This window comes from Fictibacillus fluitans (genome assembly GCF_030418125.1).
Taxonomy (GTDB): domain Bacteria; phylum Bacillota; class Bacilli; order Bacillales; family Fictibacillaceae; genus Fictibacillus_C; species Fictibacillus_C fluitans.
Map to the genome: position 1 here is coordinate 87,871 of NZ_JAUHTR010000005.1, position 22,835 is coordinate 110,705.

At 47.1% G+C, this 22,835-nt stretch carries 20 protein-coding genes; 9 read left to right on the plus strand and 11 right to left on the minus strand.

Going from position 1 to position 22,835, the window contains the following annotated elements:
* Window positions 1-194 precede the first annotated feature (194 nt).
* Together QYB97_RS11120 and QYB97_RS11125 are read left to right on the plus strand one after the other, a co-directional pair.
* Window positions 195-626, plus strand: a complete 432-nt coding sequence (locus QYB97_RS11120; RefSeq protein WP_301166075.1) for a MarR family winged helix-turn-helix transcriptional regulator — start codon at window positions 195-197, stop codon at window positions 624-626.
* Window positions 627-628: 2 nt separating this feature from the next.
* Complete coding sequence (locus QYB97_RS11125) at window positions 629-787, plus strand: hypothetical protein (protein WP_301166076.1); 159 nt, start codon at window positions 629-631, stop codon at window positions 785-787.
* 45 nt (window positions 788-832) lie between these two features.
* Here the strand turns inward: QYB97_RS11125 and QYB97_RS11130 are convergent, their stop codons facing one another.
* A complete protein-coding gene (locus QYB97_RS11130) occupies window positions 833-2,983 on the minus strand; it encodes a glycoside hydrolase family 52 protein (protein ID WP_301166077.1) in 2,151 nt (716 codons plus the stop codon).
* 33 nt (window positions 2,984-3,016) lie between these two features.
* A complete protein-coding gene (locus QYB97_RS11135) occupies window positions 3,017-4,006 on the minus strand; it encodes a Gfo/Idh/MocA family protein (RefSeq protein ID WP_301166078.1) in 990 nt (329 codons plus the stop codon).
* A 178-nt stretch (window positions 4,007-4,184) separates the two neighbouring features.
* Here QYB97_RS11135 and QYB97_RS11140 point away from each other — a divergent pair, with 178 nt between their 5' ends.
* A complete protein-coding gene (locus QYB97_RS11140) occupies window positions 4,185-5,345 on the plus strand; it encodes an ROK family transcriptional regulator (protein ID WP_301166079.1) in 1,161 nt (386 codons plus the stop codon).
* Between the two features lie 128 nt (window positions 5,346-5,473).
* Here the strand turns inward: QYB97_RS11140 and QYB97_RS11145 are convergent, their stop codons facing one another.
* The 3 genes from QYB97_RS11145 to garR form a co-directional block, all read right to left on the minus strand.
* Window positions 5,474-6,796 (minus strand): gluconate:H+ symporter, encoded by a 1,323-nt coding sequence (locus QYB97_RS11145; RefSeq protein WP_301166080.1) that lies wholly within the window; start codon window positions 6,794-6,796, stop codon window positions 5,474-5,476.
* Between the two features lie 63 nt (window positions 6,797-6,859).
* Window positions 6,860-8,296, minus strand: coding sequence for a four-carbon acid sugar kinase family protein (locus QYB97_RS11150; protein WP_301166081.1), 1,437 nt, complete (start codon window positions 8,294-8,296; stop codon window positions 6,860-6,862).
* Window positions 8,268-9,194, minus strand: a complete 927-nt coding sequence (gene garR, locus QYB97_RS11155; protein WP_301166082.1) for a 2-hydroxy-3-oxopropionate reductase — start codon at window positions 9,192-9,194, stop codon at window positions 8,268-8,270. Before garR ends, QYB97_RS11150 begins: the two co-directional genes overlap by 29 nt.
* Before the next feature lie 208 nt (window positions 9,195-9,402).
* Between garR and QYB97_RS11160 the strand changes: the two genes are divergently transcribed.
* Window positions 9,403-10,020, plus strand: coding sequence for a GntR family transcriptional regulator (locus QYB97_RS11160; RefSeq protein WP_425589791.1), 618 nt, complete (start codon window positions 9,403-9,405; stop codon window positions 10,018-10,020).
* 85 nt (window positions 10,021-10,105) lie between these two features.
* Here the strand turns inward: QYB97_RS11160 and QYB97_RS11165 are convergent, their stop codons facing one another.
* Window positions 10,106-11,539, minus strand: a complete 1,434-nt coding sequence (locus tag QYB97_RS11165; RefSeq protein WP_301166083.1) for an amidase — start codon at window positions 11,537-11,539, stop codon at window positions 10,106-10,108.
* A 12-nt stretch (window positions 11,540-11,551) separates the two neighbouring features.
* A complete protein-coding gene (locus tag QYB97_RS11170; protein WP_301166084.1) occupies window positions 11,552-12,886 on the minus strand; it encodes an MFS transporter in 1,335 nt (444 codons plus the stop codon).
* A gap of 264 nt (window positions 12,887-13,150) precedes the next feature.
* Between QYB97_RS11170 and QYB97_RS11175 the strand changes: the two genes are divergently transcribed.
* Window positions 13,151-13,330: an anti-repressor SinI family protein gene (locus QYB97_RS11175; RefSeq protein WP_301166085.1), complete on the plus strand. Its 180-nt coding sequence runs from the start codon at window positions 13,151-13,153 to the stop codon at window positions 13,328-13,330.
* A gap of 121 nt (window positions 13,331-13,451) precedes the next feature.
* On the opposite strand, the gene QYB97_RS11180 is transcribed toward QYB97_RS11175, so the two are convergent.
* Window positions 13,452-14,201, minus strand: a complete 750-nt coding sequence (locus QYB97_RS11180) for an SDR family oxidoreductase (RefSeq protein ID WP_301166086.1) — start codon at window positions 14,199-14,201, stop codon at window positions 13,452-13,454.
* 128 nt (window positions 14,202-14,329) lie between these two features.
* Window positions 14,330-15,115, minus strand: a complete 786-nt coding sequence (locus QYB97_RS11185; protein ID WP_301166087.1) for an SDR family oxidoreductase — start codon at window positions 15,113-15,115, stop codon at window positions 14,330-14,332.
* 189 nt (window positions 15,116-15,304) lie between these two features.
* On the opposite strand from QYB97_RS11185, the gene QYB97_RS11190 reads away from it, so the two are divergent.
* A complete protein-coding gene (locus QYB97_RS11190; RefSeq protein ID WP_301166088.1) occupies window positions 15,305-16,606 on the plus strand; it encodes a helix-turn-helix domain-containing protein in 1,302 nt (433 codons plus the stop codon).
* Window positions 16,607-16,644: 38 nt separating this feature from the next.
* Here the strand turns inward: QYB97_RS11190 and QYB97_RS11195 are convergent, their stop codons facing one another.
* On the minus strand, window positions 16,645-17,073 hold the full coding sequence (locus QYB97_RS11195; RefSeq protein WP_301166089.1) for a cytidine deaminase: 429 nt from the start codon (window positions 17,071-17,073) through the stop codon (window positions 16,645-16,647).
* A gap of 517 nt (window positions 17,074-17,590) precedes the next feature.
* On the opposite strand from QYB97_RS11195, the gene QYB97_RS11200 reads away from it, so the two are divergent.
* From QYB97_RS11200 to QYB97_RS11210, 3 genes are read left to right on the plus strand one after another with little or no spacing between them, the layout of a single operon-like run.
* Complete coding sequence (locus QYB97_RS11200) at window positions 17,591-19,132, plus strand: AbgT family transporter (RefSeq protein ID WP_301166090.1); 1,542 nt, start codon at window positions 17,591-17,593, stop codon at window positions 19,130-19,132.
* 30 nt (window positions 19,133-19,162) lie between these two features.
* Window positions 19,163-20,476: a M20 family metallo-hydrolase gene (locus tag QYB97_RS11205; RefSeq protein WP_301166091.1), complete on the plus strand. Its 1,314-nt coding sequence runs from the start codon at window positions 19,163-19,165 to the stop codon at window positions 20,474-20,476.
* Between the two features lie 13 nt (window positions 20,477-20,489).
* Window positions 20,490-21,926, plus strand: coding sequence for a M20 family metallopeptidase (locus QYB97_RS11210; RefSeq protein WP_301166092.1), 1,437 nt, complete (start codon window positions 20,490-20,492; stop codon window positions 21,924-21,926).
* Between the two features lie 55 nt (window positions 21,927-21,981).
* Here QYB97_RS11210 and QYB97_RS11215 read toward each other — a convergent pair whose 3' ends face one another.
* Complete coding sequence (locus tag QYB97_RS11215) at window positions 21,982-22,740, minus strand: ZIP family metal transporter (protein ID WP_425589792.1); 759 nt, start codon at window positions 22,738-22,740, stop codon at window positions 21,982-21,984.
* Window positions 22,741-22,835: the final 95 nt, after the last annotated feature.

Genomic DNA, 22,835 nt, shown 5'->3' on the forward strand with positions numbered 1-22,835 from the left:
TTTGTCTATCAAACAAACTAATTAATTTGAACTATTTTTTGGATTCCTCATTGCAGCTGATTATGCTCAATGTACTGATATTCTTAGAAAAAGTAATTTAGTAAATAAATATTTACTTTTTACGCTGTTTATTATTGTAATTTCTTTTATTTAGTAATAATATATTTACTAACATAACTAAAAGGAGATCCCTAATGAAGGAAGAACTCGCAAAAGAATATATTGCACTGATTCCCAACCTTTTTGGCAGCTTTAGTGAAGTAAATAAAAATGCAACAGCGTTAAGCCATATGCAGAACCATGTCATAGAGTACTTGTCCATGCTGCAACGCCCTTTAAACCTTAAGGAAATCAGCGCTGGCCTTGATATTGCCAAACAGCAGCTGACCAATGTTGTCAGCGATCTAGAAGTGCATGGCTATGTAGTTAAGAAACCTGATCCCAAAGACAAACGGGCCGTTTTGATTGCTCTGGCCCCGAAAGGCAAAGAGATTCAGGAAAAGAAATGGTCAGAAATTTACAACCGGTTCACCCATAACCTCTCGAAATTAAACGACGAAGAGCAACGGGATTTGCAATTCGCACTTCATAAAGTGAATGTGCTATTAACAAAAATGGAGGGATAAAAATGAGCCAGAGAGAACGAATATCCATCATTACTGCAGGTGTTGTAACAGGCGTGGTCATGGGCCTGATTTTTAAGGATATGTACAAATGCCTGATTACCGGCGTCATCGCTGCCTCAGTCATTACCATTATGCTAGGCCGCCGTACGAAGAAAGCATAAGGTCAAAAAAAGCTGCCTGGATATCACACCAGGCAGCTTAAACTTTTATACGGTTGCGGTTTCCGCTTCATTCGGTGCTGTTTTTCTGGTTTCGTCCAGCCAGAGAATGCTTGTTACACCACGCGGGTAATATTTGCTTCCTGCAATTTCACCTGAGATGATCTGGTCGCTCCAGCTCCATATGGAAAGCGTGGGATGCGTCAGCCATTCCACGTGGGCACGGTCTGCTTTAGCACCTTGTTCATCCCACGAAAGACCAAGAATTTCTCTTGCAATAAACTGGCACAGATAGATTTTGCTCAGCCAGGAGTTGTTGCTTGTTGATGAAATTTTCCAGCCGCCATTTTCAAACAAACATACCCCTTCTACCAAAACGGTTTCCAGGTGTTTGTTCAATGCCTGAATATAATCACCAAAACGGCCATTCTCATCCAGTGCTTCATGATTGTTCGTATAGTAAGGGAAAATCAGACCCTCGATAGCCGGAATAATTTTGGAATCATTTCCTTCCTTGATGACAGCGGGAATATAGCCATCCGGTGTCACATGGCTGACGATGGTGGCAGCACACTTATCCGCTTGTTCGCCCGCAAGCCGTGACAAGCTTTCCTTTCCATGCTGTGCAAACAATTTTTCAAGTGCCACATAAGATGCCCAGCACTTTCCGGCAAGGTAGATATTGTTTCTTGCCTGTCCAAGGGAAACATCAAGACTGTCGTATGTTGTGATTTCCGCACCGCCCATGACCCTCGTGGAATCGAGCCCCATAATGCCGTTGCGCTGATCCGCTTCAGGGTGGTCACGGTTTACCATGCTTTCCAGGCAGCGTTCAAAGATCTCCATATTGTCCTGAAGCCATATAACGTCACCTGTCTGCTCAACGTAAACAGAGGCGGTCAGCACCCAGTTCACGAGCTGTTCATGAGTCATGTGAGAGAAGCAGCCATCAATTCCGTATACCTCATACGATGAGTAATTTGGTCTGGACACCGTATTTGCCACACCCATGTCATGCGTAAAGCTGATGCCGCCCGGATACGTTTTCTCTTCTCCCGGAAAGCGGACTTCATCCTCATAGCTGAACCGGCTGATGAACATATCCAGTTCATTTTTTACGGTCCACGGGTTCATCTTCAGCTCAAAGAAAAGCTGGTCAACAGTAAGGTCAAAAGTATTCATCATACGGTATTCGCCTTCATTCACAATCCAGAATGGCTTGCCGTCAGCCTCAAGCAGCTGGGTGCAGCCATAGTAGCTGCGGATGGAATGGATCAGCATAAACGTTTGGTCCTCTGAAAGAGAAGCATCTTCCGCAAGCTTGTTCGCTTCCTTCGCCCGGCCGGTGAAAAATTCATAGTTTTCCATGGCATACCCGGCTACAGCTTCAATGTTGGGATAAAACTTTGTATAGTAATAGGAAGCATCCATGCCTGCTGTCACATAGCCCGAACGGTGGAAACAGATGGCAAACGGATAGGAGCGCTTTTCTCCCGCCGGCACATCCATGACAAGGGCTCCGACAGGTCCGAGTCCGAAGGCCCAGTTTTCTTTTAGTGTAGCAGTCAGGATATTTTCAAGGCTGAAATGCATTGCAGACTGCACGTCCGGGTGATTGCTGACGATTCCAGTTAACCGGCCTTGTCCCACACCTGCCAACCCTTCACATGTATCATCCAGGCGGCGCATGGAGCTGTACGGATCACTTCCCTGATAGCCAAAGAACGCACGGCGGCTGGCTGTTCCCTTCGTGTTATCAATGGTCAGTTCTGCCCATACGGCCGGAATGATTGCCTGTTTCAATTCATCAGCTGAAGCAGTGGCAGGGTCAGGAACGCTTTGCGCCTGTGAATAAATGGTGAATTCGATATCTCCCGCTTTCCAGGTATCAGTTCCCAATTGAAAATCCCGTGTAACGTTTTCCTTGGCAAAAGGAAAAACAATCTTTGGTTTATCCGGATCGGGATCCATATTTTCAATGTCGTACCGCTTGCTTTCATCCTCTGCCACTTCAAAAAAAGGAAGAGCCTCATATTTTCCATGCAAGTCTTTCGATTCTACCCCAATAAATACGTTTTGTTTTGGAGGGCGGCCAAGTTCAAGATCGAGTCCTCCTCCATTGCCATGAAATCCAAGGGTAAAGCTTGAAAAGGCTCCCAATGGTGAATGGTGTGCATTGAAAAAGATATTTTTATCCATTTTTACTTCCCCGCTTTCTTTTATACGATGTAGTCAAAGGCTTACGAGCTGGCGTTTTGCGATGGATTCGTAGCAGGCATCAATAGCCTGCATATTTTGATAGGTTTCTTCCAATGTATAAGACGGTTCTTTTCCTTCGAGAATACAGGACGAAAAATGTTCAATCTGGCTGCGATACTGGTCACCGGTCACTTTTTCTTCCCGCTGTCCCTCTTTTGTTTGAATCAAAATCAGCCCCTCGCCGCCATACACATCAGGACGGAAGGCTCTGTTTACCGTAATCGTTCCTTGTGTTCCTACCACTTCGTACTCTTCCCTGTTGGCCATATCAAAACTGCAATCAAACACCACAGGAATCCCATTTTCGAGTTTCATATGGACGATGGAAGAAAGATCCACTCCAGTGTCAGGATCCAGATCTGAGAATGCCTGAACCTCGATTGGTTCGGATTGCAGGATTGACCGTGCAGCATGGATGGAATAACAGCCGACATCATAAATGCTTCCGCCGCCCTTTTCCTTGCTCAACCGGATATTTTCAACACGGTCCTGTATATAAAACGAGAAACTTGAACGCATGAGTTTCACCTCACCGATCTCACCTGAATCAATAATTTCTTTCACGCGATCGTGCTGCGGATGAAACTGATACATAAAGGCTTCCATAAAATAAACACCGTGTTCACGGCATGCCTCCACCATTTTCTTCGTATCTTCGGCATGAAGAAATGCGGGCTTTTCGCAAAGAACATGCTTTCCTTGGCGGGCTGCTTTCACTGCCCATTCCAAATGCAGATGGTTCGGGAGCGGAATGTAAACGGATTCAATTCCAGGATCAGCCAGAAGCTTCTCATAGCTGTCATAGTACTTCGGGATCGACAGTTCTTCAGCCTTCGCTCTTCCTTTTTCTCCCCTGCTCGCCAGGGCAACAAGCTCCGCATTTTCCGAACGCTGTATGGCCGGTATGCCTTGATTTAAACCAATCGTTGCCGTACTTAATACACCCCATCGGACTTTTTTCATGTTTTGTCCTCCATTTTAAAAGTGTCATAGTCTGACTTTACAGCATGGTCTTCCATTTTTAATTGTTTTATAATTACTAGTAATAGGATTTATTTTATCTTAGCATGAATAACTAAGTTTGTATATTGGACAAACTAAGTTTATACTAATATAAACGCACAAAGGTTAGGAGAATACTATGCAACCCATTACCTGGAACCAGCAAGTTGTAAAAAGAAACAATAAATCACTTGTATTACAGACGATTATTGAAAAAGAACCCCTTTCACGCGCTGACATCGCCCAGACTACCGGGCTGAACAAAGCGACGGTATCCTCACTTGTAAACGATATCCTGGAAGAGAATCTGATTTTCGAATCCGGTCCTGGAGAATCGAGCGGAGGCCGCCGGCCGGTGCTTCTTCACTTCAACAAGACCGCCGGATATGCAATCGGGATCGATATCGGAGTCAATTATGTACTGAGCATTCTTACGGATTTAAAAGGAAACATCATCGTCGAAAAAAACCAGTCCATCAAGGATGTTGCCTTTGAAGCTGTCACAGGCGTTGTCAGTGAAATGATCCGCTCCCTGATCCTCGAAATGCCAAAAAGCTCCTATGGGGTGGTCGGGATTGGCATTGGCGTTCCCGGCATTGTTGATAAAAAAGGAACGGTTCTGTTTGCTCCCAACCTGAACTGGAGCAATATTTCGCTGAAACAGCATATTGAAGAAGAATTCCAGCTGCCGGTCCTTATTGAAAATGAAGCCAATGCAGGCGCATACGGTGAAAAACAACTGGGAGCCGGGCAAAGCTTTCTGGACATTATTTATGTCAGCGCCGGCATCGGTATTGGTGCAGGCATCATTCTTAATGGAGAATTATACCAGGGCAGGAACGGGTACTCCGGTGAGCTTGGCCATGTCATCATTCAGGCTAACGGTAAAAAATGCAGCTGCGGCAGCCAGGGATGCTGGGAGGTTTATGCTTCTGAAAACGCACTTCTTGAAATGGCACCCCAAAAAGATGCCACGCTGGAATCTCTGGTTGCGCTGGCAGAACAAAATGACCCGGAAGCCATCGAGCTGTTTGAAAAGATCGGAAAATGGATCGGAATCGGCGTGAACAACATTATTAATGCCTTTAATCCTGATCAGGTCATTATCGGAAACCGGCTTGTAGTCGCCAAACAATGGCTTCAGGGACCTATTTTGGAAACCATCCAATCCCATACCCTTCCGTTTCACCGAAAAGAAGTGCAGCTGCAGTTCTCACAGCTTTCAGTTCATTCAGCCGCACTTGGCGTTTCTGCTTTTGTTGTTGAAAACTTCATCCGCGATGGCGCCACTGCCCTCTAAACAGCAAAACACCGGTTCAGGAACATACCTGACACCGGTGTTTTTTATTTAATTCCTTTGAGGTAGTTGATTTCCGTTCCGTTCAATGCTCCTAATTCTTAAACAAAGAACATCAATGATAAAAGCCCTTAACTGATCAGCGCATTAATAATCAAGACGCCTGCCAGACCAACAAGGGAGGCAATGGTGACCATGACGGACCAGGTTTTGATGGTTTTTCCAATGGTCAGGTTGAAGAATTCTTTGTAAATCCAGAACCCGGCATCGTTAACATGGGAGAAGGTCATACTTCCTGCTCCTGTAGCCAAAACCATAAGTTCGGGACTCACATGAGTGGCGGCGACCAATGGAGCTGCAATCCCTGCGGCCGTCATCCCGGCAACAGTAGCCGATCCCAGAACAACCCTGAGGATCGCTGCGATCAGCCAGGCCAGCAGCAACGGCGACATGGACGAGCCTTCCATGAGATTTGCCACATATTTGTCCACATGGCTGTCGATCAGCACCTGCTTGAAGGCACCCCCTCCGCCAATGATCAACAGGATCATGGCGATACTTGCAACCGATTCGGAGACGGAATTCATCAGTTCAGACATTTTCTTTCCACGGTTTAACCCAAATGTGAAAATAGCAACGATAACTGCGATCAAAAGGGCAACTCCCGGATTTCCAAGGAACTGAGCCGTTGGGACCAACGAGGATTTTGGCATGGCAATTTCCACGACCGCCTGGAAAGCGATCAAAATGATAGGAATAAGGGCCGTAAACACGCTTATGCCAAATCCGGGCATCTCGTCTTCTTCAAAGTGCTTCGGTGTAAACAAGCCTTTTGGGATCTCGACTTCCAGATCTTCTTTCTTAAAAAGTCGGGTGTACATCGGCCCGCTCAGAATAACGGCCGGAATGGCGATGATAATCCCATACAGCAGGGTCACACCAAGATTGGCATGAAAGATTCCGGCAACTGCCGTCGGACCCGGATGCGGCGGAACAAATCCGTGCATCGTAATCAGCGCCGCAATGACTGGCATTCCGATATATAGAATAGGTACACTGGCTTCCGCTGCGATAACAAACACGAGCGGAATAAGGACAACTACGCCTGTTTCAAAAAATAAAGCGATTCCAACAATAATAGCTGTAAGAACAGCGGCAAACTGAACCCGGTTTCTCCCGAAGACCCGGATCAATGTGGTTGCGATCCGCTGGGCACCGCCCGAGTCTGCCATCAATTTACCGAGCATGCCACCAAATCCGATGACGAGAGCCAGACCTCCCAGCGTCCCGCCCAGACCGTTTGTTACGGACGTCATCGCTTCCGCCGGGGTCATGCCTTCCATAATCCCGACAAGCAAACCAACAATAATTAAAGAGATGAAAGCGTTTAACTTAAAGACCACCATGAGCAGCAACAATAGGGCAATCCCTATGCAAATATATACAATTGGCATGTTTTCTACCTCTTTTCTTTTGTAATCGGGGATGCACCATTCTTTCGGGCATCCCCATAAATTCTAAGGATGAATAAGCATTTCTGTTACTTCTTTTAAGTCAGCTTTAGTACCGACATTTCCGGGAAAAATTACATAGGACATTCCCGGGTACTTGCTTTCGTCACCCGTCCGCCAAACCGGGATTCCCGGCCGGACCTGCCCGGCCACTGTTGCCCGTTTGACCTTCAGACCTTTTGTTCCTACATCACTTGACGTGATCCCGCCTTTGGCAATAAGGAAGTTCGGCTTTACCTCAAGTCTTGTCACAATGCTTGTGACCGCATCGGAAATGGCGACGGATAGTTTAAGCTCTTCTTCTTTCTTGTTCTCGCCAAGATCGAGCCGTTCCCTGCTCGTATAAACCGCCACCGTTTTGCCAGATCGGACGAGAGATTCTGTCGTTTCAATGACACGGTCCGTTTCCTGCTTAAAGCGTTCCGGCTCCAAAACAAGATGGCTGTTAAATTCAATAAACTCAATTTCTTTGATTTCCTTCAGCTGTTCCAATTGTTCCGTTGTTTTCTTTACATGAGAACCGATGATGATCAGCCCTCCGTGTCCGGTATCTTCCTGAATCATTTCGTTTCTTGTAAGCAATGCCTTATCCTGGACACCGCCAATAACTTTCGGCAGCGCCGCAGCACTTCGGAACAAAAAATTCTTTCCTGTATTGATCGCTTGAATGAGTGCGGCTGTAAAGATTTTCACGTCTCCCTCCTCCACCGCATTCACGACGACTTTGTTGAAGTCACTGACCTCCATCAGCTGCCGTGCAATACCGTCGACATCCATGGAGCGCAGGGTCTCAATCGAAACATAAAGCGTATTCGCTGCTTCATATTCACCCTTTGATTTTTCCTCGATCCATTCACCCAGGTCGGACTTGGTATAGCCGAATGTACGGTCCTTTGCGAACTCGGTCTCGCCCGCCGGCACAAGTTCCCCACCATCCTGAACGTAGTGAATATTGTTAATGGTGAACCGCCCTCCTTCTTTGAAGAAAGGAAGAATGACTTCTCCATCGATCTTCTTTTCAGAAGCAGATTCAATGGTTTCCTTCAGCACGTTCGTTTCCAGCGGGTAATGCCCCCTCAATGTGGAATCGCCTCGGCTGATGATCAGAAAATCCCGGTTCAGTTTCCTGGATACGGCAAGGATGTTTTCTGCGATTTTGATATGCTCCCTCGCCGTTTCTTCCTCGGTAAATCCTCTGGAGTTCGTCAGGATAAAGAACATGGACTGCTCTTCCAAAAATCCTTTTTCGATGCTCTCGACAGACCAGTCGGTGAATACCGAAATGTCATGCACCGTTTGAACGCCCGTCGGATCGTCATCAAGCACGATGATTTTTTTATTAAAAGTCCTGAGAGCTTCCTCTACAAGGTTGTCCGCTTTATTTTTATCAAGCACCGGAAGAGTTTCGAGAAGATTAGCGGAGACTCTCTGATTTTTCATCATCGTTAATCCCCCTCTTCACTTCGATCTGAGCAAGTTTTTCGTAATACCGCACAATGCTTCCATGATCATCGTTGATTTTTCCGTCGACTTTTAATGTGTGGAAGATTTCAAGCAGCTGGCTGGAGAGCGGCAGTGGAACCCCAATATCGTGAGCGGTATCCATCACATTGCCAATATCCTTCATGTTGATGCCTATGCTGCCTCCGGCGACGAAGTTCCGGTCAAGAATCATCGGAACTTTCGCATCAAGTACAGCACTTCCAGCAAGTCCTCCCCTGATCGCCTTGTACATTTTCTCCACATCGATGCCTGCTTTAGCGGCCAGTACCAATGCCTCTGACATCGCCGCAATGTTAAGGTTTACAATAATTTGATTCGCCAATTTCGCGGTGACTCCACAGCCGTTTCCGCCGACCAATGTGATGTCTTTCCCCATTCCGGACAAAACCGGCTGGACGCTCTCAAACACATCCTCTTTTCCGCCAGCCATGATGGCAAGCGTTCCATCGATTGCTTTTGGCTCTCCCCCGCTGACAGGTGCATCAAGCATCTCAACGCCTTGTTTTTCTGCCTGCTTTGCCAGCTCGCGGGCTACGTCGGGTGTAATGGAGCTCATATCAATAATCACGGCGCCTTCTTTCGCACCTTCCAAAACTCCGTTCTCTCCCAAAACGACCTGCTGGACGTGCGTGGATGCGGGAAGCATGGTAATAATGACATCGCTTTGCTCCGCTACTTCCTTTGGCGAACCGGCAGAAGCTGCACCCGCACTTACGACAGCGTTTACACTTTCCAGATTTAAATCAAAAACAGTTAATGAATATCCTGCATTTATCAAATTTAATGACATGGGTTTTCCCATGATTCCAAGTCCTATAAAACCAACCTTCTGTTTCATCGATATTCCTCCTTGAGTTTGGTGAAATCGATCTGCAATCGCTTTCAGTCTTGTTTACAGTTGCAATTGTACACGCTTTTATTATTTTTGTATACATTTTTTATTATTTTGTATACAAAAGACACTTTGAATACACCTACTTATATTTTTTTCGCAATGATTTTGGTAAGATATAGATAGACTGTTGAAGAAACTTGAGGTGAAAATTGTGTTGGAAACGGATCGTTCACGCTCTGCCACCCATCAATCCTATGCCGTTCTAAGGGACAGGATTTTAAATGGCGAACTTCCAGGGGGCACCAAGATCGTGGAAGAAAAAATAGCCTCCGAACTGGGTTTCAGCCGGACGCCCATCAGGGAATCCATTCGGAAGCTGGAATACGAAGGACTCATTGTCAATAAACGGGTTGTCAAACCAACGGAAAAGGATTTACGGAATAACTTTCAGATGAGGATTCTGCTCGAAGGGTATGCTGCTCAATGTGCTGCTTCCTTTCTTCCTGAAAAGGATTTACAGGCGCTGTATGAATGCGTGGAGATCGGAAGAAAAGGAACGACCGAAGAAATCATGGACGCCAATGAGCGGTTTCATGAAATCATCGTACGGGCCAGCAATAATTCTGTCATGATTGACACCATTGACCGTATGCAGTCGCTCATTTATCTGTTTCGAAAAACCGTTGTTCTCAATCAGCGTCCTCATCTCATTGATGAACATGAACAAATTTACGAAGCCATTAAAGCACGCGACGGAGAAAAAGCTGCAGACCTGATGAAAAGGCACCTCCAGGCGGATCTTGATTTCTGCCTGCATATCATCGGCTGATCATTTTAGCATCCTTCAGTTTTTGGAGGATGTTTTTTTGCGCAAAAAAAGCACCTGATTTCTCAGATGCTTAAAGACATAAACCTTAAGATCGCTGCATAAGCGGCTGTACATCCCACTTTAGTGTGGACAAGGATGCTTCCTGCTCAAAGGCTGCTCCAACCTGATACAGCCGGGCTTCACTAAACGGCTTGCCGATCAGCTGCAGACCGACCGGAAGTCCATCACTTGAGAATCCGCATGGGACCGACAAGCTTGGAAGACCGGTAACACAGGCGGGTTCCGTCAACCGCAAAAGTGCTGAACGGACCTGCTCCGCCTGCCCGCCTACGGTAATCTCCGTCTGCCCGATATCCGGCGGCAAAATGGCGACTGTTGGCGCAGCAACGACATCCACCTGTTCAAACACGTTGTTGAAAGCTTCTCTCGCTTCCTGGCGGATTTCCTGGGCTTTTACATATTCATACCCACGGGCTTCCGCACTTTGCTTCAGCCGTTCCAGCACCGGCGGCTGATAATCCTGCGGACGGGAGAGAACGTGTTCTTCATGAAGGGCGTAGGCTTCACTTTGAAGGGTTTTAAGCTGGGTATAGGAAACCTTTGATAATACAGGAATTTCTATATCCCGGATCACCGCTCCCAAGCCCTCAAGCACGTGAATCGCTTTCTTTACCTTTTCCTTCACTTCTTCGTCCACCCGGTCAAAGTAGAAGCTGGTTGGAATTCCAATTACCTTTCCAGAGATGGATTCACCAATACAGAGGGTGAAGTCTTCGTTCCCAAGGTTATGGGAGAACGGATCCTCATGGTCAAATCCAGCGAGCACGCCAAGCAGCAACGCATTATCACGGATACTGCGGGTCATCGGCCCTACATGGTCGAGTGTCTTTCCAAGCGGATAAATACCCGTTTTGCTTACCCTCCCAAAGGTGGGTTTCATTCCTACAATTCCTGTGGCTGAAGCAGGGATACGGATGGATCCCCCCGTATCTGTTCCCAGGGCACCAAAGCACAGGCCAGAGGCGACTGCGGCTCCCGATCCGCTGCTCGAACCCCCGGTCATTTTTGCCGGATTATACGGATTTCGTGCCGGTCCAAAATACGAAGCATCTCCTGTAGGCCCGTATGCGAATTCCTGTGTGTTGCATTTGCCGATCAGGATGGCTCCGGCTTTTCTCAGCTTCTGGACCACCACCGCGTCACGGTCCGGAATAAAGTCTTGAAAGATTTTAGAACCCATTGTTGTCCGGATTCCCTTTGTGTAAATCAGATCCTTCAATCCGACTGGAACACCATGAAGCCGCCCCCGGCAGTTTCCCGCCATGATTTCCCCTTCTGCCTGCCGGGCTTCTTTCAACGCCTGCTCCTCAAGTACCGTTATAAAAGCATTCACGACAGGATTAACCTCTTGAATCCTATCCAACAATTCACGTACAACTTCAACAGGCGAAATTTCTTTTGTTTTGATTTCTTCAGATAGTGCCGAAAGACTTAATTGTAAAACCGTATTCTTATTCATTGATTCCTCTCCTTAAACAGACGGCCGGTTGGCTGTTGGTGATTGTTTAATGGTGCGTTTAGAGCTTCCCGGTTTGACAAAGATCATGGCCACCATACCCACAGCAGAAGCAATGGCAGCAGCGACAAACATGGCGCCATAACCGCTCATGGCCACCAGGGCTCCCGTTAATGTCGGTGCCACAATGGTGGCTATATTGGTGAAGAAGTGGGTGACTCCGCCAAACGTACCTGCCTTGGACGGCTCCGTATCAATGATGACGGTCCAATACACAGAGTTTGGCAAGAAGTTGAATGCATTCCCGATCGTCATGAGTGTAAGCACCGCGGTCACGCTGTGTACAGTAGGAATAAGGATAAAACAGATCGCCGTCAACAGAAGGGATACAACCGCAAGACCTGAGCGGGCAATGCGCAGACTTCCTGTCTTCCTTCGGAGAGCATCGGAAATTTTCCCTCCAAGCAGCACGGTCACACAGGCACCGGCCCAGGGAATCATCCCAAGATACCAGAGGGAGGCCAGCTTAAAATCAAAAGTATCCTGCAAATACTTCGGTGTCCAGGTTAAGATCAGGAAATTCACATACTGAAACGCGAAATAACCGATCGCATTCATTATCAGCGTCGGATTACGGAAAAAGTGATGCCATGGCACCTGTTCTTCCTCTTTTTCGTCCACGAGTTTCTCTGAACTTAACAGCTCCTTTTCATTCCGGATTTCTGCCAGTTCCTCTTTGGATACCTTCGGGTTGTCCTCCGGCTGGTCCGTAAACACCTTCATCCAGATGAAAATCCAAATCAAGCCTATTACACCAAGAATAATAAACATTACTTTCCAGCTGGTAAACGATAATAGTGCAACTGCGATAGGAGCTGTCAGAAGAGCACCGAGCGGCGTTCCCAATAGTCCAAGCGAAGCAGCAAAGCCCCTTTCTTTTGGTGCCGCCCAGTTTGCCATTGTCCGGTTAATCGTGGAAAACGTCGGACCTTCTGCAAAGCCAAAAAGAATACGGAAAACAGCAAAACCGGCAATGGCCGAGCCGCCAAACAAGGCAAGACCAATTTCACCGGCAAAAGCGGTGCCCATTTCAAAAATCGACCAGGCAATCCCGACAACGATCCAAACAAACTTCGGCCCTTTTTTATCCGCCAAAGCTCCTCCAAACAGAGCTCCAAACATGTAACCGTAGCCAAAATAACCAAGAATTTGGCCCCACGTCTTCGGGTTCAATCCAAATTCTCCGATGATCGCCTCCTGCGCATAGGAGATGGCGCCCCGGTCAATGTAATTCACCACGGTCATAAATACAATCATGCCGATGATAAAATACCGGTACTTTTCTCTCATTCCGACTCTCTCCCTTCCTTATGTAAAACATTTAATCTATTCCCTTTCTGTAACAATTCAACCTGCAATAATACACATAGTGAAATAAATATTTTATATGACAGCTCAGAATTATTTTTTGTGACGGTTTTAAAACGGTCAGGAGTTAACGAATCTTATAAAAACACCATTTATTTTTAACATTAATTACATATGTTGCAATTTGCCACTCTTCTTTGGGTTTACAAATCGATTACTATTTAGTTAGATAGGAGTGTGTATATAATGTATAAAACGTTCAAGATTTTAAAAGTACCCCGTCCAGAAACGATTAACGCACAATCTCCAGCAAAAGACGAACTAACAGACCCAGAATGGTTGAAACTTGTAGAAGAAGCCATGGATTCCAGCATATCAAAAGAGCAATTTACACAGTTCCTGCGTGAGAAAAAGTCGCAGTATTAATCCCAGCAACCGTTCCACTTATGGTACTTAACATCCTACTAACAATCACAACACATATACACCTCTATTCATAAAAAAAGGCAGCAGCTCTGTTTCGAACAGGATTGCTGCCTTTTTTCTCTTACCTGCCCAACCAGCCTCCGTCCACTGCCAGCAAATGGCCATGAATGTAATTTGACGCATCTGATGCAAGGAATACTACGGTGCCTTTAAAGTCTTCAGCTGATCCCCATCGTCCTGCCGGAATCCGTTCGAGAATTTGGCGGTTTCTCGTTTCGTCCGCGATCAACGCCGAGTTCATATCCGTAGCGATGTACCCCGGAACAATGGCATTGACGTTCACATTCTCCTTCGCCCATTCATTGGACAGGGCTTTTGTTAATTGAGCGACGCCCCCTTTTGCTGCTGCATATGCCGGGACAGTCAAGCCGCCCTGAAAGGACAAGAGCGAAGCCATGTTAATAATTTTTCCGGACTGCTGCCGGACCATGAACTTCCCTGCCTCCTGGCATAACAGCCATACGCATTTCAAGTTGACATTGATAACATTATCCCAATCCGTTTCCGAGAAAGATACCGATGGAGACCGGCGCTGGATGCCTGCATTATTCACGAGAATATCGATCTTTCCAAACTCCTTTACCACAGTTGGAATTGCATCCCGGACATGGGTCTGTTCTTCCAGATTGCAGTGCACAATCATTGCACGCTGCCCGAGAGCCTCTATTTCTTTTTTTACTGCATCATCGGCAGTGTTGCGCTGCAGAAGTGCAATATCAGCACCAGCCTCTGCCAGCGCAAGCGCCATTTCGCGGCCAATTCCCCTCGTTGCACCAGTGATTGCCGCAACCCTACCTTCCAGTGAAAACATGAACAACTCTCCTTCTGTTTATGAGTATATATTGGCTGAATTGTCTGTCTATAAGTGTAGCGAAGCTTTCTCCCTGTGTAAATGCATAATAAAAAGCACCCGGTGTGGGTGCTTTACAAGGCTGACGCTTATATTTCCAGTTCCCAATTTTCTTTTTCTGAGTCCTTCATTTTCTTTTCGGTTTCCTCTGGATAGGCGGTACGGAATGGATGATGCTCCATCGGAATGATTTCCACCATTTTGCGGATCATGTCTTCCGGATCGTACTGATCCTTCAGACTTTCCTCTTGTTTTTTCATGTCCTCAATCCGTGTGAAATTCTTTCCTTTTTCAAACCATTTGTACTTCTCCTCGGCACTCCGGTCGTTGAATCCCGTTGCGAATGGGCCCGGGTTGATCGTCGCCACTTGAACATCGAACTCCGCCAATTCCTTTCTCAGCGTCTGTGCAATGCCTTCAATCGCATGTTTTGTTGCCGTATACGGACCAACATACGGGGTAGCCGAAATCCCGGCAATGGAACTCATAAACACAATTTTCCCGAACCCTTTTTCCACCAGCTTGGCGGCTGCCAGCTGTACAGTTTCAAGCGTGGCAAACACGTTCACTTCAAACAGCCCCCGAAAGCGGTCCAAAGGAACCTCCGCCAGCGGTCCGCCTTCATTGATCGCAGCATTAGCCAAAAAGATATCAAAGTCATGTTCCTTGATTTTCTCGCGGTCCCGCTCGTTGGTGATATCCAGCTTAAAGACTTCAATATCGAGATTCTTTTCCTGCACTTCCTTCATCAGATCACTCTGCTGGGACGTAAGCTCCGTCGTTGCAATCACCTTATGCCCGTTTTGGGCGAGTCCTATAGCCGTTCCTCTTCCCAGTCCGCTTCCGGCACCTGTAATAAAAATAGTTTTTGACATGCAGTTTAACGCCTCCTGATCATTTACTCTTCCACTTCTTCCCTTCCCTTTTCGCGACTCAGCTAAAACTCAATGGAAGATTTGAAAACGATTCCCATCCTGTTTTATGATAGAAGAAGAGTTATCCAGTAAATGAGGAGCTTCTGGCACGGATAAAAAGGATCCAGTTCTCCCAAAAGGACGTTTTTTATGAGAATTCAGTTAGGTGTGATCGGTCCCTCCGATTCAATAGAATTGGTCAAAAAAGCAGCAGAGTATTTTGATACGATCGATATCCTCCCTTTTGTTTATAAAAGGCTCGAGGAAACAGTAGCGTTGATCGAGGAAAACAAACACCGGGTTGATCAGTGGTTTTTTTCCGGGCAGGCCCCGTATCATTATGCTCTGGCCAAAGGAATCATTGAAGAAAAGGAAGGCAGCTATGCACCCGTAAACGGCATCAGCCTGTATAAAACTCTGCTCGAAGCCCAGGTGAAAGAAAACAAAATTTTTTCGACCATGAGCGTGGACAGTATTCAGGAAGATGAATTGAAGGATATCGGCGAAACGATCCCAGCCTTTCAGCTCTATACACTTCCTTATACGGGCTATCTTCCTCCAGAAGACCTGATCGGTTTTCATGTCCAGCTGTACAGAGAAGGCAAAACGGAAGTGGCCATCACGTTTATCCAGGAGGTTTATTTTGAGCTGAAGGCTCTTGGCATTCCTTGTTACCGGGTGACCCCCGGCATTCCTTCCATACGGCTCATGCTGCAGTATTTAAAAGAGTACAGCCTGTCACAATGGTACAAAAAAGCCCAGACGGCCATTCTCGGCATTACCGTATTCGATTCTCCGTCCTCAACTGACGAATCATATTATACATACAAGCGACGACAACAGGAGCTTGAGCTGCAGCGGATTCTGCTTCATTACGCGGAACTGGTCCACGGCTCGTTTCAGCAGATCGGCGACGACCATTTTTATATCTACACCACACGCGGCGAAATGGACCTCCACTTCGGAGACAATTCACTGCACCAATTAATCGAAGATACAAAGCTTCACAGCAACCTGCAGATTAACATTGGCCTTGGTTACGGGTTAACCGCGCTCGAGGCCGAGCAAAACGTCAGACTCGCCTTCCGGTTTGCCCGCCGGTACGACAAACCGGTCATCATCCAGGTGAATGAGGACAAAACTGTAACTGAAAACCTGCAAACCAACGAACAAGTCTCCTATAACGGACGCTCCCTCGGGGATCAGTGGAAGGAAACGTTAAAGAACGCCAACATCAGTCCGGCGGTGGTCGGGAAAATCCAATCGTTCGCCCAGCGTTATAAAAAGAACACCGTTACTGCTCTTGAAGTATCGCAATGGCTAAAAGGAACCGAACGGAACGCCAGGCGCATCTTAACGGAACTCGAAAAATTGAATCTGGCTGAGGTCACCGGTGAAGAGCAGTCCGGATACCGCGGCCGTCCGCGTAAAATCTATAAATTAAAACTGTAAAACCCTCCTTAATGGAGGGCTTTTTCGTTCATTCTTATTTAATATTCGGACCGGTATTTTTCAGGAAGCAGCTCCATGACATTGCACTTTATGATCTCTCCATTATAAGGGAGAATAACCTCCGTCTCTTTGCCATAATCGCTAATTAGCTCCCGGCACATGCCGCATGGCGCGACCACCCAGCACGTTTCAGTATCTTCATGAGGATGAGGATGGGCAACAGCGACGATCGTCTCAAATTCATGCTCTCCCTCTGAAATTGATTTTCCAAGAGCCATTGCCTCCCCGCACACCGTTGTTCTTCCTATACTGCCTTCCACATGAACTGCTGCAAATATCTTTCCTGTTCTTGATCTCACTGCAGCACCAATATGATGACGTTCATATCTATAGTTCTTTCCAATAACCTTTTCCGCTGCCTTAATCAGTTCATAATCTCTTTCATCCAACGGCTTAACATTAAGCATTGTGTTCCCTCTCCTTCAGTTCTGCATAGATTTATACGTTTAATAGGATCTTCCGGGCCCTGTGCTGCGATTCCTTCTTCACAAAGAATTCGTAGAATGTCGATGCCGAAAAATCATTGGCACTGTAATTCGAGCCTATCCCCGAACTGCCCTGGTTGATTCGTTTGACCTTGTAGCTCAGCCCCTCGCTTTGGAAGGCTTGAGCCACTTTAAAATAGGTGTCTTGGTCAAGAGCTGTGTATACCGATATGCGCCTTGACATAAAGTCAAATAGATTCGAAATATCTCTCCTTTCTCCATAAAACCCTTTTAAAAAGTTTATTCACTTCCATTGCGGAAACTCCTTTATGAATGGAAAAGAACGCAATCAAAAACTCATGTTAGGAAACTTAACATCTTTTAAAATTTTTCTTGAAAAAGAAGAAGGATTTTGTCAGACTATGCTGAATACTTTGTTAACGGAATATTAACGGACAATTTCCGTTAATAAAAAACTGCAAAAGAAGGTGATTTTGAAATGGCAGAACTATCAGCCAGTGTTCAAAAAAGAAGTGCAAGGGGCATTTCAGGTTTTTTGAATACAATCGAACGGCTCGGGAACCGTCTTCCCCATCCTTTTATGCTTTTTGTGTATCTGGCATTTTTCATGATTGTTTTATCTGCAATTGTCAGCTTATTTGATGTATCTGTTGTGCATCCTGCCACCAAAGAAACACTGAAAGTTAAAAGCCTGATCTCCGGCGAAGGCCTGAAATTCATGCTTACATCCATGCTTGAAAACTTTACCGGCTTTAAACCGCTCGGCCTTGTTTTGGCGATGGTGCTGGGAATCGGGCTGACCCAGCGCGTTGGCTTGTTCGAGAGCGTGATCACAAAGACGATCATTAAAGCACACAAATCGGTCATTACCTATACTGTGTTTTTCATCGGTATCATGGCCAACATTGCGTCCGACGCCGCTTTTGTTATCATTCCGCCGCTCGCTGCTGTAGTTTTCTACTCCATCGGCCGCAACCCGATTGCCGGACTGGCTGCTGGTTTTGCCAGTTCGGGAATTGGATTTACCGCCAATATTTTAATCGCTGGAACAGATGCGCTTCTTTCCGGCATTTCCACCGAGGTAGCTCACACGATTGATGCGAACGCATCGGTGTCTCCGGTGGATAATTGGTATTTTATGAGCGTATCCACCATTGTCCTGACAATCGTCGGAGGACTGGTAACAGAGAAATTCATAGAACCCCGCCTAGGTGCCTATAAAGGAGAAACAGGAAAAAAGGAGCTAGATTTCACGAGCAATGCGCTTGAGAACAAGGCGCTGCGCAACACCTTGATAGCTGCCATCCTTTACATCGGGCTTGTGGCTCTTGTGCTGTTTATCCCGAACTCCCCGCTGAGGGGAGAAGGCGGAACGATCATCCCTTCCCCATTTTTGGACGGAATCGTTCCAATCATCCTGCTCTTTTTCATTACCGTTGGCGTCACATTTGGGGTCACAATGAAGAAAATCAAAAAGACCAGCGACGTGCCTGCACTGATGACCGATTCGATCCGGGACATGGCCGGCTATATTGTCCTCGTGTTTGCCATCGCCCAGTTCATCGCCTACTTTAACTGGAGCAATCTTGCCACATGGATCGCGGTTAATACGGCAGATGGCTTGAGTTCCATTCATATGACCGGGCTTCCGGTTATTGTTGGCTTTGTCCTTGTCTCTGCCTTCCTGAGCCTGTTCATCATCAGCGGATCAGCATTATGGGCACTTGAAGCTCCGGTATTCATGCCGATGCTCATGCTGCTGAATTACAACCCGGCGTTCATTCAGGTGGCGTACCGGATCGGTGAGTCTTCCACAAACATGGTCACACCCCTAAATCCGTATTTTGCGATCCTGCTGACCTTCATGAATGAGTATGACAAAAAAGCGGGAATCGGAACCCTGATGTCGTTAATGATTCCGTATACCATTGTGTTTTTAATCGTTTGGATTATCCTGCTTCTTGCCTTTGGACTTCTCGGTATTCCGGTTGGGCCGGGAGTAGGCATGTACATTAACTAAAACTTCGAACATCCTGGAGAGTGATTACAAATGACAACAACGAAAACAAGTTCTGTTCATGATTTATATCCGCAAATTGTAGAATGGCGAAGAGATTTTCACCAGCACGCCGAATCAGGCTGGGTTGAATTCCGTACAGCTTCACTTGTAGCCTCCCGTCTGGAAGAGTGGGGCTATGAAGTGAAAGCCGGAAAAGAAGTGGTGGATGAAGCGTCCCGCATGGGTGTGCCTTCCGCATCCTTTTTAAAAGACCAGGAGGAACGCGCTCTTTCCCAGGGTGCCGATCCAAAATGGCTTCCTTCTTTATCGGGCGGATTTACCGGAGTCGTCGGACTTCTGGATACCGGCAAACCCGGACCAACGGTTGGCCTTCGTTTTGACATGGACGCACTCGATTTAAAAGAGTCCTCTGATGCCTCCCATGTCCCGGTAAGGGAAGGCTTTCAATCCCGAAACCACAACATGATGCACGCCTGTGGCCATGACGCCCACACGTCGATCGGCCTCGGTCTGGCCAAGCTTTTATCTGAGAACAAGAATGAACTGACCGGAAGAATTAAATTCATCTTTCAGCCTGCTGAAGAAGGCGTCCGCGGGGCCAAGTCGATGGTCGCGGCAGGTGTGGTGGATGACGTGGATGTCTTTTTTGCCTCCCATATCGGGGTGGGCATTCCGCTCGGACAGATTGTGAGCGGAGCCAATGGATTCCTGTCCACCACAAAAATCAATGTGGACTATACAGGGAAGGCTGCACATGCCGGAAGCAATCCGGAAGAGGGAAAGAACGCACTTCTCGCCGCCTCAACGGCTGTACTGAATCTGTATGGCATCAGCCGGCACAGTGCAGGCCAATCCAGAATCAACGTCGGCGTCTTTGAAGCAGGAACCGGTCGAAACATCATTCCTTCTTCCGCTCATTTAAAAGCGGAAACACGGGGCGAAACAACCGAGATCAATCAGTATATCCTCAAACAAGCGCTGAATATTATCAACGGAGCTGCCGTCATGCATGATGTGGAAGTCAAAACGGATGTTGTCGGAGAAGCCAAGACCAGTGACTCCAGCCCCGAGCTAAAAGCGTACGTGGAAGAAACCGTCAAGGATATCGAAGGTGTAGAATCAGTGATCGGCGATTCTCCGTTTGGCTCGGGCTCCGAGGATGCGACCTATATGCTCGAACGAGTCAAAGAGCGTGGCGGCTATGCCACGTATCTGATCTTTGGAACAACGCTTGCAGCCGGACATCATCACGAGAAATTCGATATCGATGAATCAGCCATGAAAATTGCGGTTGCCTCCCTGGAGAAGCTCGTGTCACATGTTGGGAATATCACTCTTAAATAGGCGGTGTTAAACTATGAAAACAGCAGAGTCTGTCTCTCAAATCGATAAGCTCATTGAAGAAAACCGCGATGCATATATCAATCTCAGCGACACCATCTGGGGTTTCGCAGAAACGAGATTTCAAGAATACCAATCTTATGACCTTCTTGCCGGTACGCTTGAAAAAGAAGGATTTACCGTGGAACGGGGCGTTGGCGGAATTGAAACCGCCTTTATCGCCACATATGGACAGGGCAAGCCCGTCGTTGCCCTTCTGGGTGAATATGATGCCCTTCCCAGGTTAAGCCAGCACGCAAAGACAGCTTCACCAGACCCTGTATCTCCTAACGGCAATGGTCACGGATGCGGACATAACCTTCTTGGAACCGCCCCTCTAGCGGCTGCCATTGCTTTAAAAAAACAGATGGAAGCAGAGGGCGTAAAAGGAACGATTAAATACTACGGCTGTCCTGGGGAAGAAGGCGGTTCAGGAAAGACCTTCATGATAAGAGAAGGACTCTTCCAGGATGCCGATTGTGCCCTTACCTGGCACCCCGGCTCCTACAGCGGCATCTTTTCATTCTCATCTCTCGCAAACTATCAGGTTGCATTTACATTCAAAGGAAAAGCGTCCCACGCTGCCAACTCTCCCCAACTCGGGCGAAGCGCACTGGATGCGGTGGAGCTGATGAACGTTGGTGTCAATTACCTGCGCGAGCATATCATCCCGGAAGCGCGCATTCACTACGCGATCACCAATACGGGCGGACTGTCACCGAACGTCGTCCAGCCGGAAGCTGAGGTGCTGTATCTTGTCCGCGGACCGCAAATGAGCGATGTGAAAAGCATTTATAACCGGGTGCTGAACATCGCCAAAGGCGCAGCACTTATGACAGAAACCGAGGTCGAAGTACGGCTCGATAAAGCATGCTCCAACTATTTGCCGAACTCTTCGCTTGGAAATGTGATGCACAAGCAGCTCGAAATCTATGGCACTCCTGAATATGACGAGGATGAGATGGAGTTTGCTAGAGACATTCACCAGCAGATTACAGCGGAAGATATTCAAAATACGATCCAGGAAATCAACAAGCTGACGCCGACCAACCGGCTGAAAAACGTCACCGGAACTTTCCTCAAAAACGTCCTTCCATTTGAAGAAACCAATGAGATGATGTTCGGCTCTACTGATGTGGGCGATGTCAGCTGGACGGTACCGACCGCCCAGTTCTTCGGTTCCTGCTTTGTTTTTGGAACGCCGCTCCACACCTGGCAGCTCGTCAGCCAGGGTGCTACCTCCCTTGCCCACAAAGGCATGCTGCAGGCAGCAAAAGTGTTGGCCGGCACCGCATGGGAGATTCTGCAGGATCCTGAAATTGTTGAGCGGGCCAAGGACGAACTCGCCAGCCAAACAGAAGGGCAAGCATACGAGTGCCCGATACCCGAAGGAATTACACCTTCTCCGCTTTAATAAATCATTTTATAGAAGGCAGCTCTCCGATTCGGAGAACTGCCTTTTTAATTTTCTATAAAGATAAGTTGGTAAGATAGATCATTGAAATTAACCCAATGACAAACGAGAAGGTTGCTGAACGTTCATTGCCATCCCCATGGCTTTCTGGAATCAGTTCTTTGTACACAACAAACAGCATGGCACCCGCGGCAAAAGCCAGTCCATAAGGAACGATGCCAAAGAATGCATCGGACAGCTGCAGCCCAATGAGGGAAGACACCAATTCGATTACACCTGTAAAAGCGGTATATAAAAAGGCCTGTAGCCGTGGAATCTTGTTCGTGACAAGAAAAAGGCATACCAGAAATCCTTCCGGTATATTTTGCAGGCCGATCGAAAAAGAAACCAAAGACCCTAATTCGGAAAACTGGCTGGCATAGCTCACCCCGACGGAAATCCCTTCAGGAATATTATGTATGGCCATTGCCGCGATAATGAGAAGCGGGCGAATATGAGAAGACGAATCTGCTCCATGACCCGCATCCTGATGGGGCAGGAATATCTCCAGCAGGGTAAGGACAGCCGTCCCGACCAGGATTCCAAAGGTCAAGACAAACATATTTGAAAGCTTTAAAGTAGATGGGATTAAAGCATAGGCAGAGGCTGCCACCATAATCCCTGCACTGTAGGCCAGCAGATTATCTTTCACACGGTGAGATACATTACGGATTAACAGCGCCGGTATAGCTCCGAAAACCGTACCTAAAGCACTAAGAAAGATTCCCAGGTTAATCTCCACAATATCCCCCCCTATTATCACCTGATGAATCATTATATGTACAACCCTCTCATTAAAGACAAAATCCCAATAAGTCTTTAGCCCATAAGTGTTTGTTTCCGCTCCTGACCGTAACTTGGTACAAGTAC

What these genes read in the sequence shown, in the direction of transcription:
- QYB97_RS11135 (WP_301166078.1), bottom strand. Translation starts at nt 4,006, where the DNA reads ATGAAAAAAGTCCGATGGGGTGTATTAAGTACGGCAACGATTGGTTTA.
- QYB97_RS11145 (WP_301166080.1), bottom strand. Translation starts at nt 6,796, where the DNA reads ATGCCAATTGTATATATTTGCATAGGGATTGCCCTATTGTTGCTGCTC.
- QYB97_RS11140 (WP_301166079.1), top strand. Translation starts at nt 4,185, where the DNA reads ATGCAACCCATTACCTGGAACCAGCAAGTTGTAAAAAGAAACAATAAA.
- QYB97_RS11150 (WP_301166081.1), bottom strand. Translation starts at nt 8,296, where the DNA reads ATGATGAAAAATCAGAGAGTCTCCGCTAATCTTCTCGAAACTCTTCCG.
- QYB97_RS11125 (WP_301166076.1), top strand. Translation starts at nt 629, where the DNA reads ATGAGCCAGAGAGAACGAATATCCATCATTACTGCAGGTGTTGTAACA.
- QYB97_RS11215 (WP_425589792.1), bottom strand. Translation starts at nt 22,740, where the DNA reads ATGATTCATCAGGTGATAATAGGGGGGGATATTGTGGAGATTAACCTG.
- QYB97_RS11185 (WP_301166087.1), bottom strand. Translation starts at nt 15,115, where the DNA reads ATGTCAAAAACTATTTTTATTACAGGTGCCGGAAGCGGACTGGGAAGA.
- QYB97_RS11200 (WP_301166090.1), top strand. Translation starts at nt 17,591, where the DNA reads ATGGCAGAACTATCAGCCAGTGTTCAAAAAAGAAGTGCAAGGGGCATT.
- QYB97_RS11120 (WP_301166075.1), top strand. Translation starts at nt 195, where the DNA reads ATGAAGGAAGAACTCGCAAAAGAATATATTGCACTGATTCCCAACCTT.
- QYB97_RS11130 (WP_301166077.1), bottom strand. Translation starts at nt 2,983, where the DNA reads ATGGATAAAAATATCTTTTTCAATGCACACCATTCACCATTGGGAGCC.
- QYB97_RS11180 (WP_301166086.1), bottom strand. Translation starts at nt 14,201, where the DNA reads ATGTTTTCACTGGAAGGTAGGGTTGCGGCAATCACTGGTGCAACGAGG.
- garR (WP_301166082.1), bottom strand. Translation starts at nt 9,194, where the DNA reads ATGAAACAGAAGGTTGGTTTTATAGGACTTGGAATCATGGGAAAACCC.
- QYB97_RS11165 (WP_301166083.1), bottom strand. Translation starts at nt 11,539, where the DNA reads ATGAATAAGAATACGGTTTTACAATTAAGTCTTTCGGCACTATCTGAA.
- QYB97_RS11205 (WP_301166091.1), top strand. Translation starts at nt 19,163, where the DNA reads ATGACAACAACGAAAACAAGTTCTGTTCATGATTTATATCCGCAAATT.
- QYB97_RS11210 (WP_301166092.1), top strand. Translation starts at nt 20,490, where the DNA reads ATGAAAACAGCAGAGTCTGTCTCTCAAATCGATAAGCTCATTGAAGAA.
- QYB97_RS11170 (WP_301166084.1), bottom strand. Translation starts at nt 12,886, where the DNA reads ATGAGAGAAAAGTACCGGTATTTTATCATCGGCATGATTGTATTTATG.
- QYB97_RS11195 (WP_301166089.1), bottom strand. Translation starts at nt 17,073, where the DNA reads ATGCTTAATGTTAAGCCGTTGGATGAAAGAGATTATGAACTGATTAAG.
- QYB97_RS11190 (WP_301166088.1), top strand. Translation starts at nt 15,305, where the DNA reads ATGAGAATTCAGTTAGGTGTGATCGGTCCCTCCGATTCAATAGAATTG.
- QYB97_RS11175 (WP_301166085.1), top strand. Translation starts at nt 13,151, where the DNA reads ATGTATAAAACGTTCAAGATTTTAAAAGTACCCCGTCCAGAAACGATT.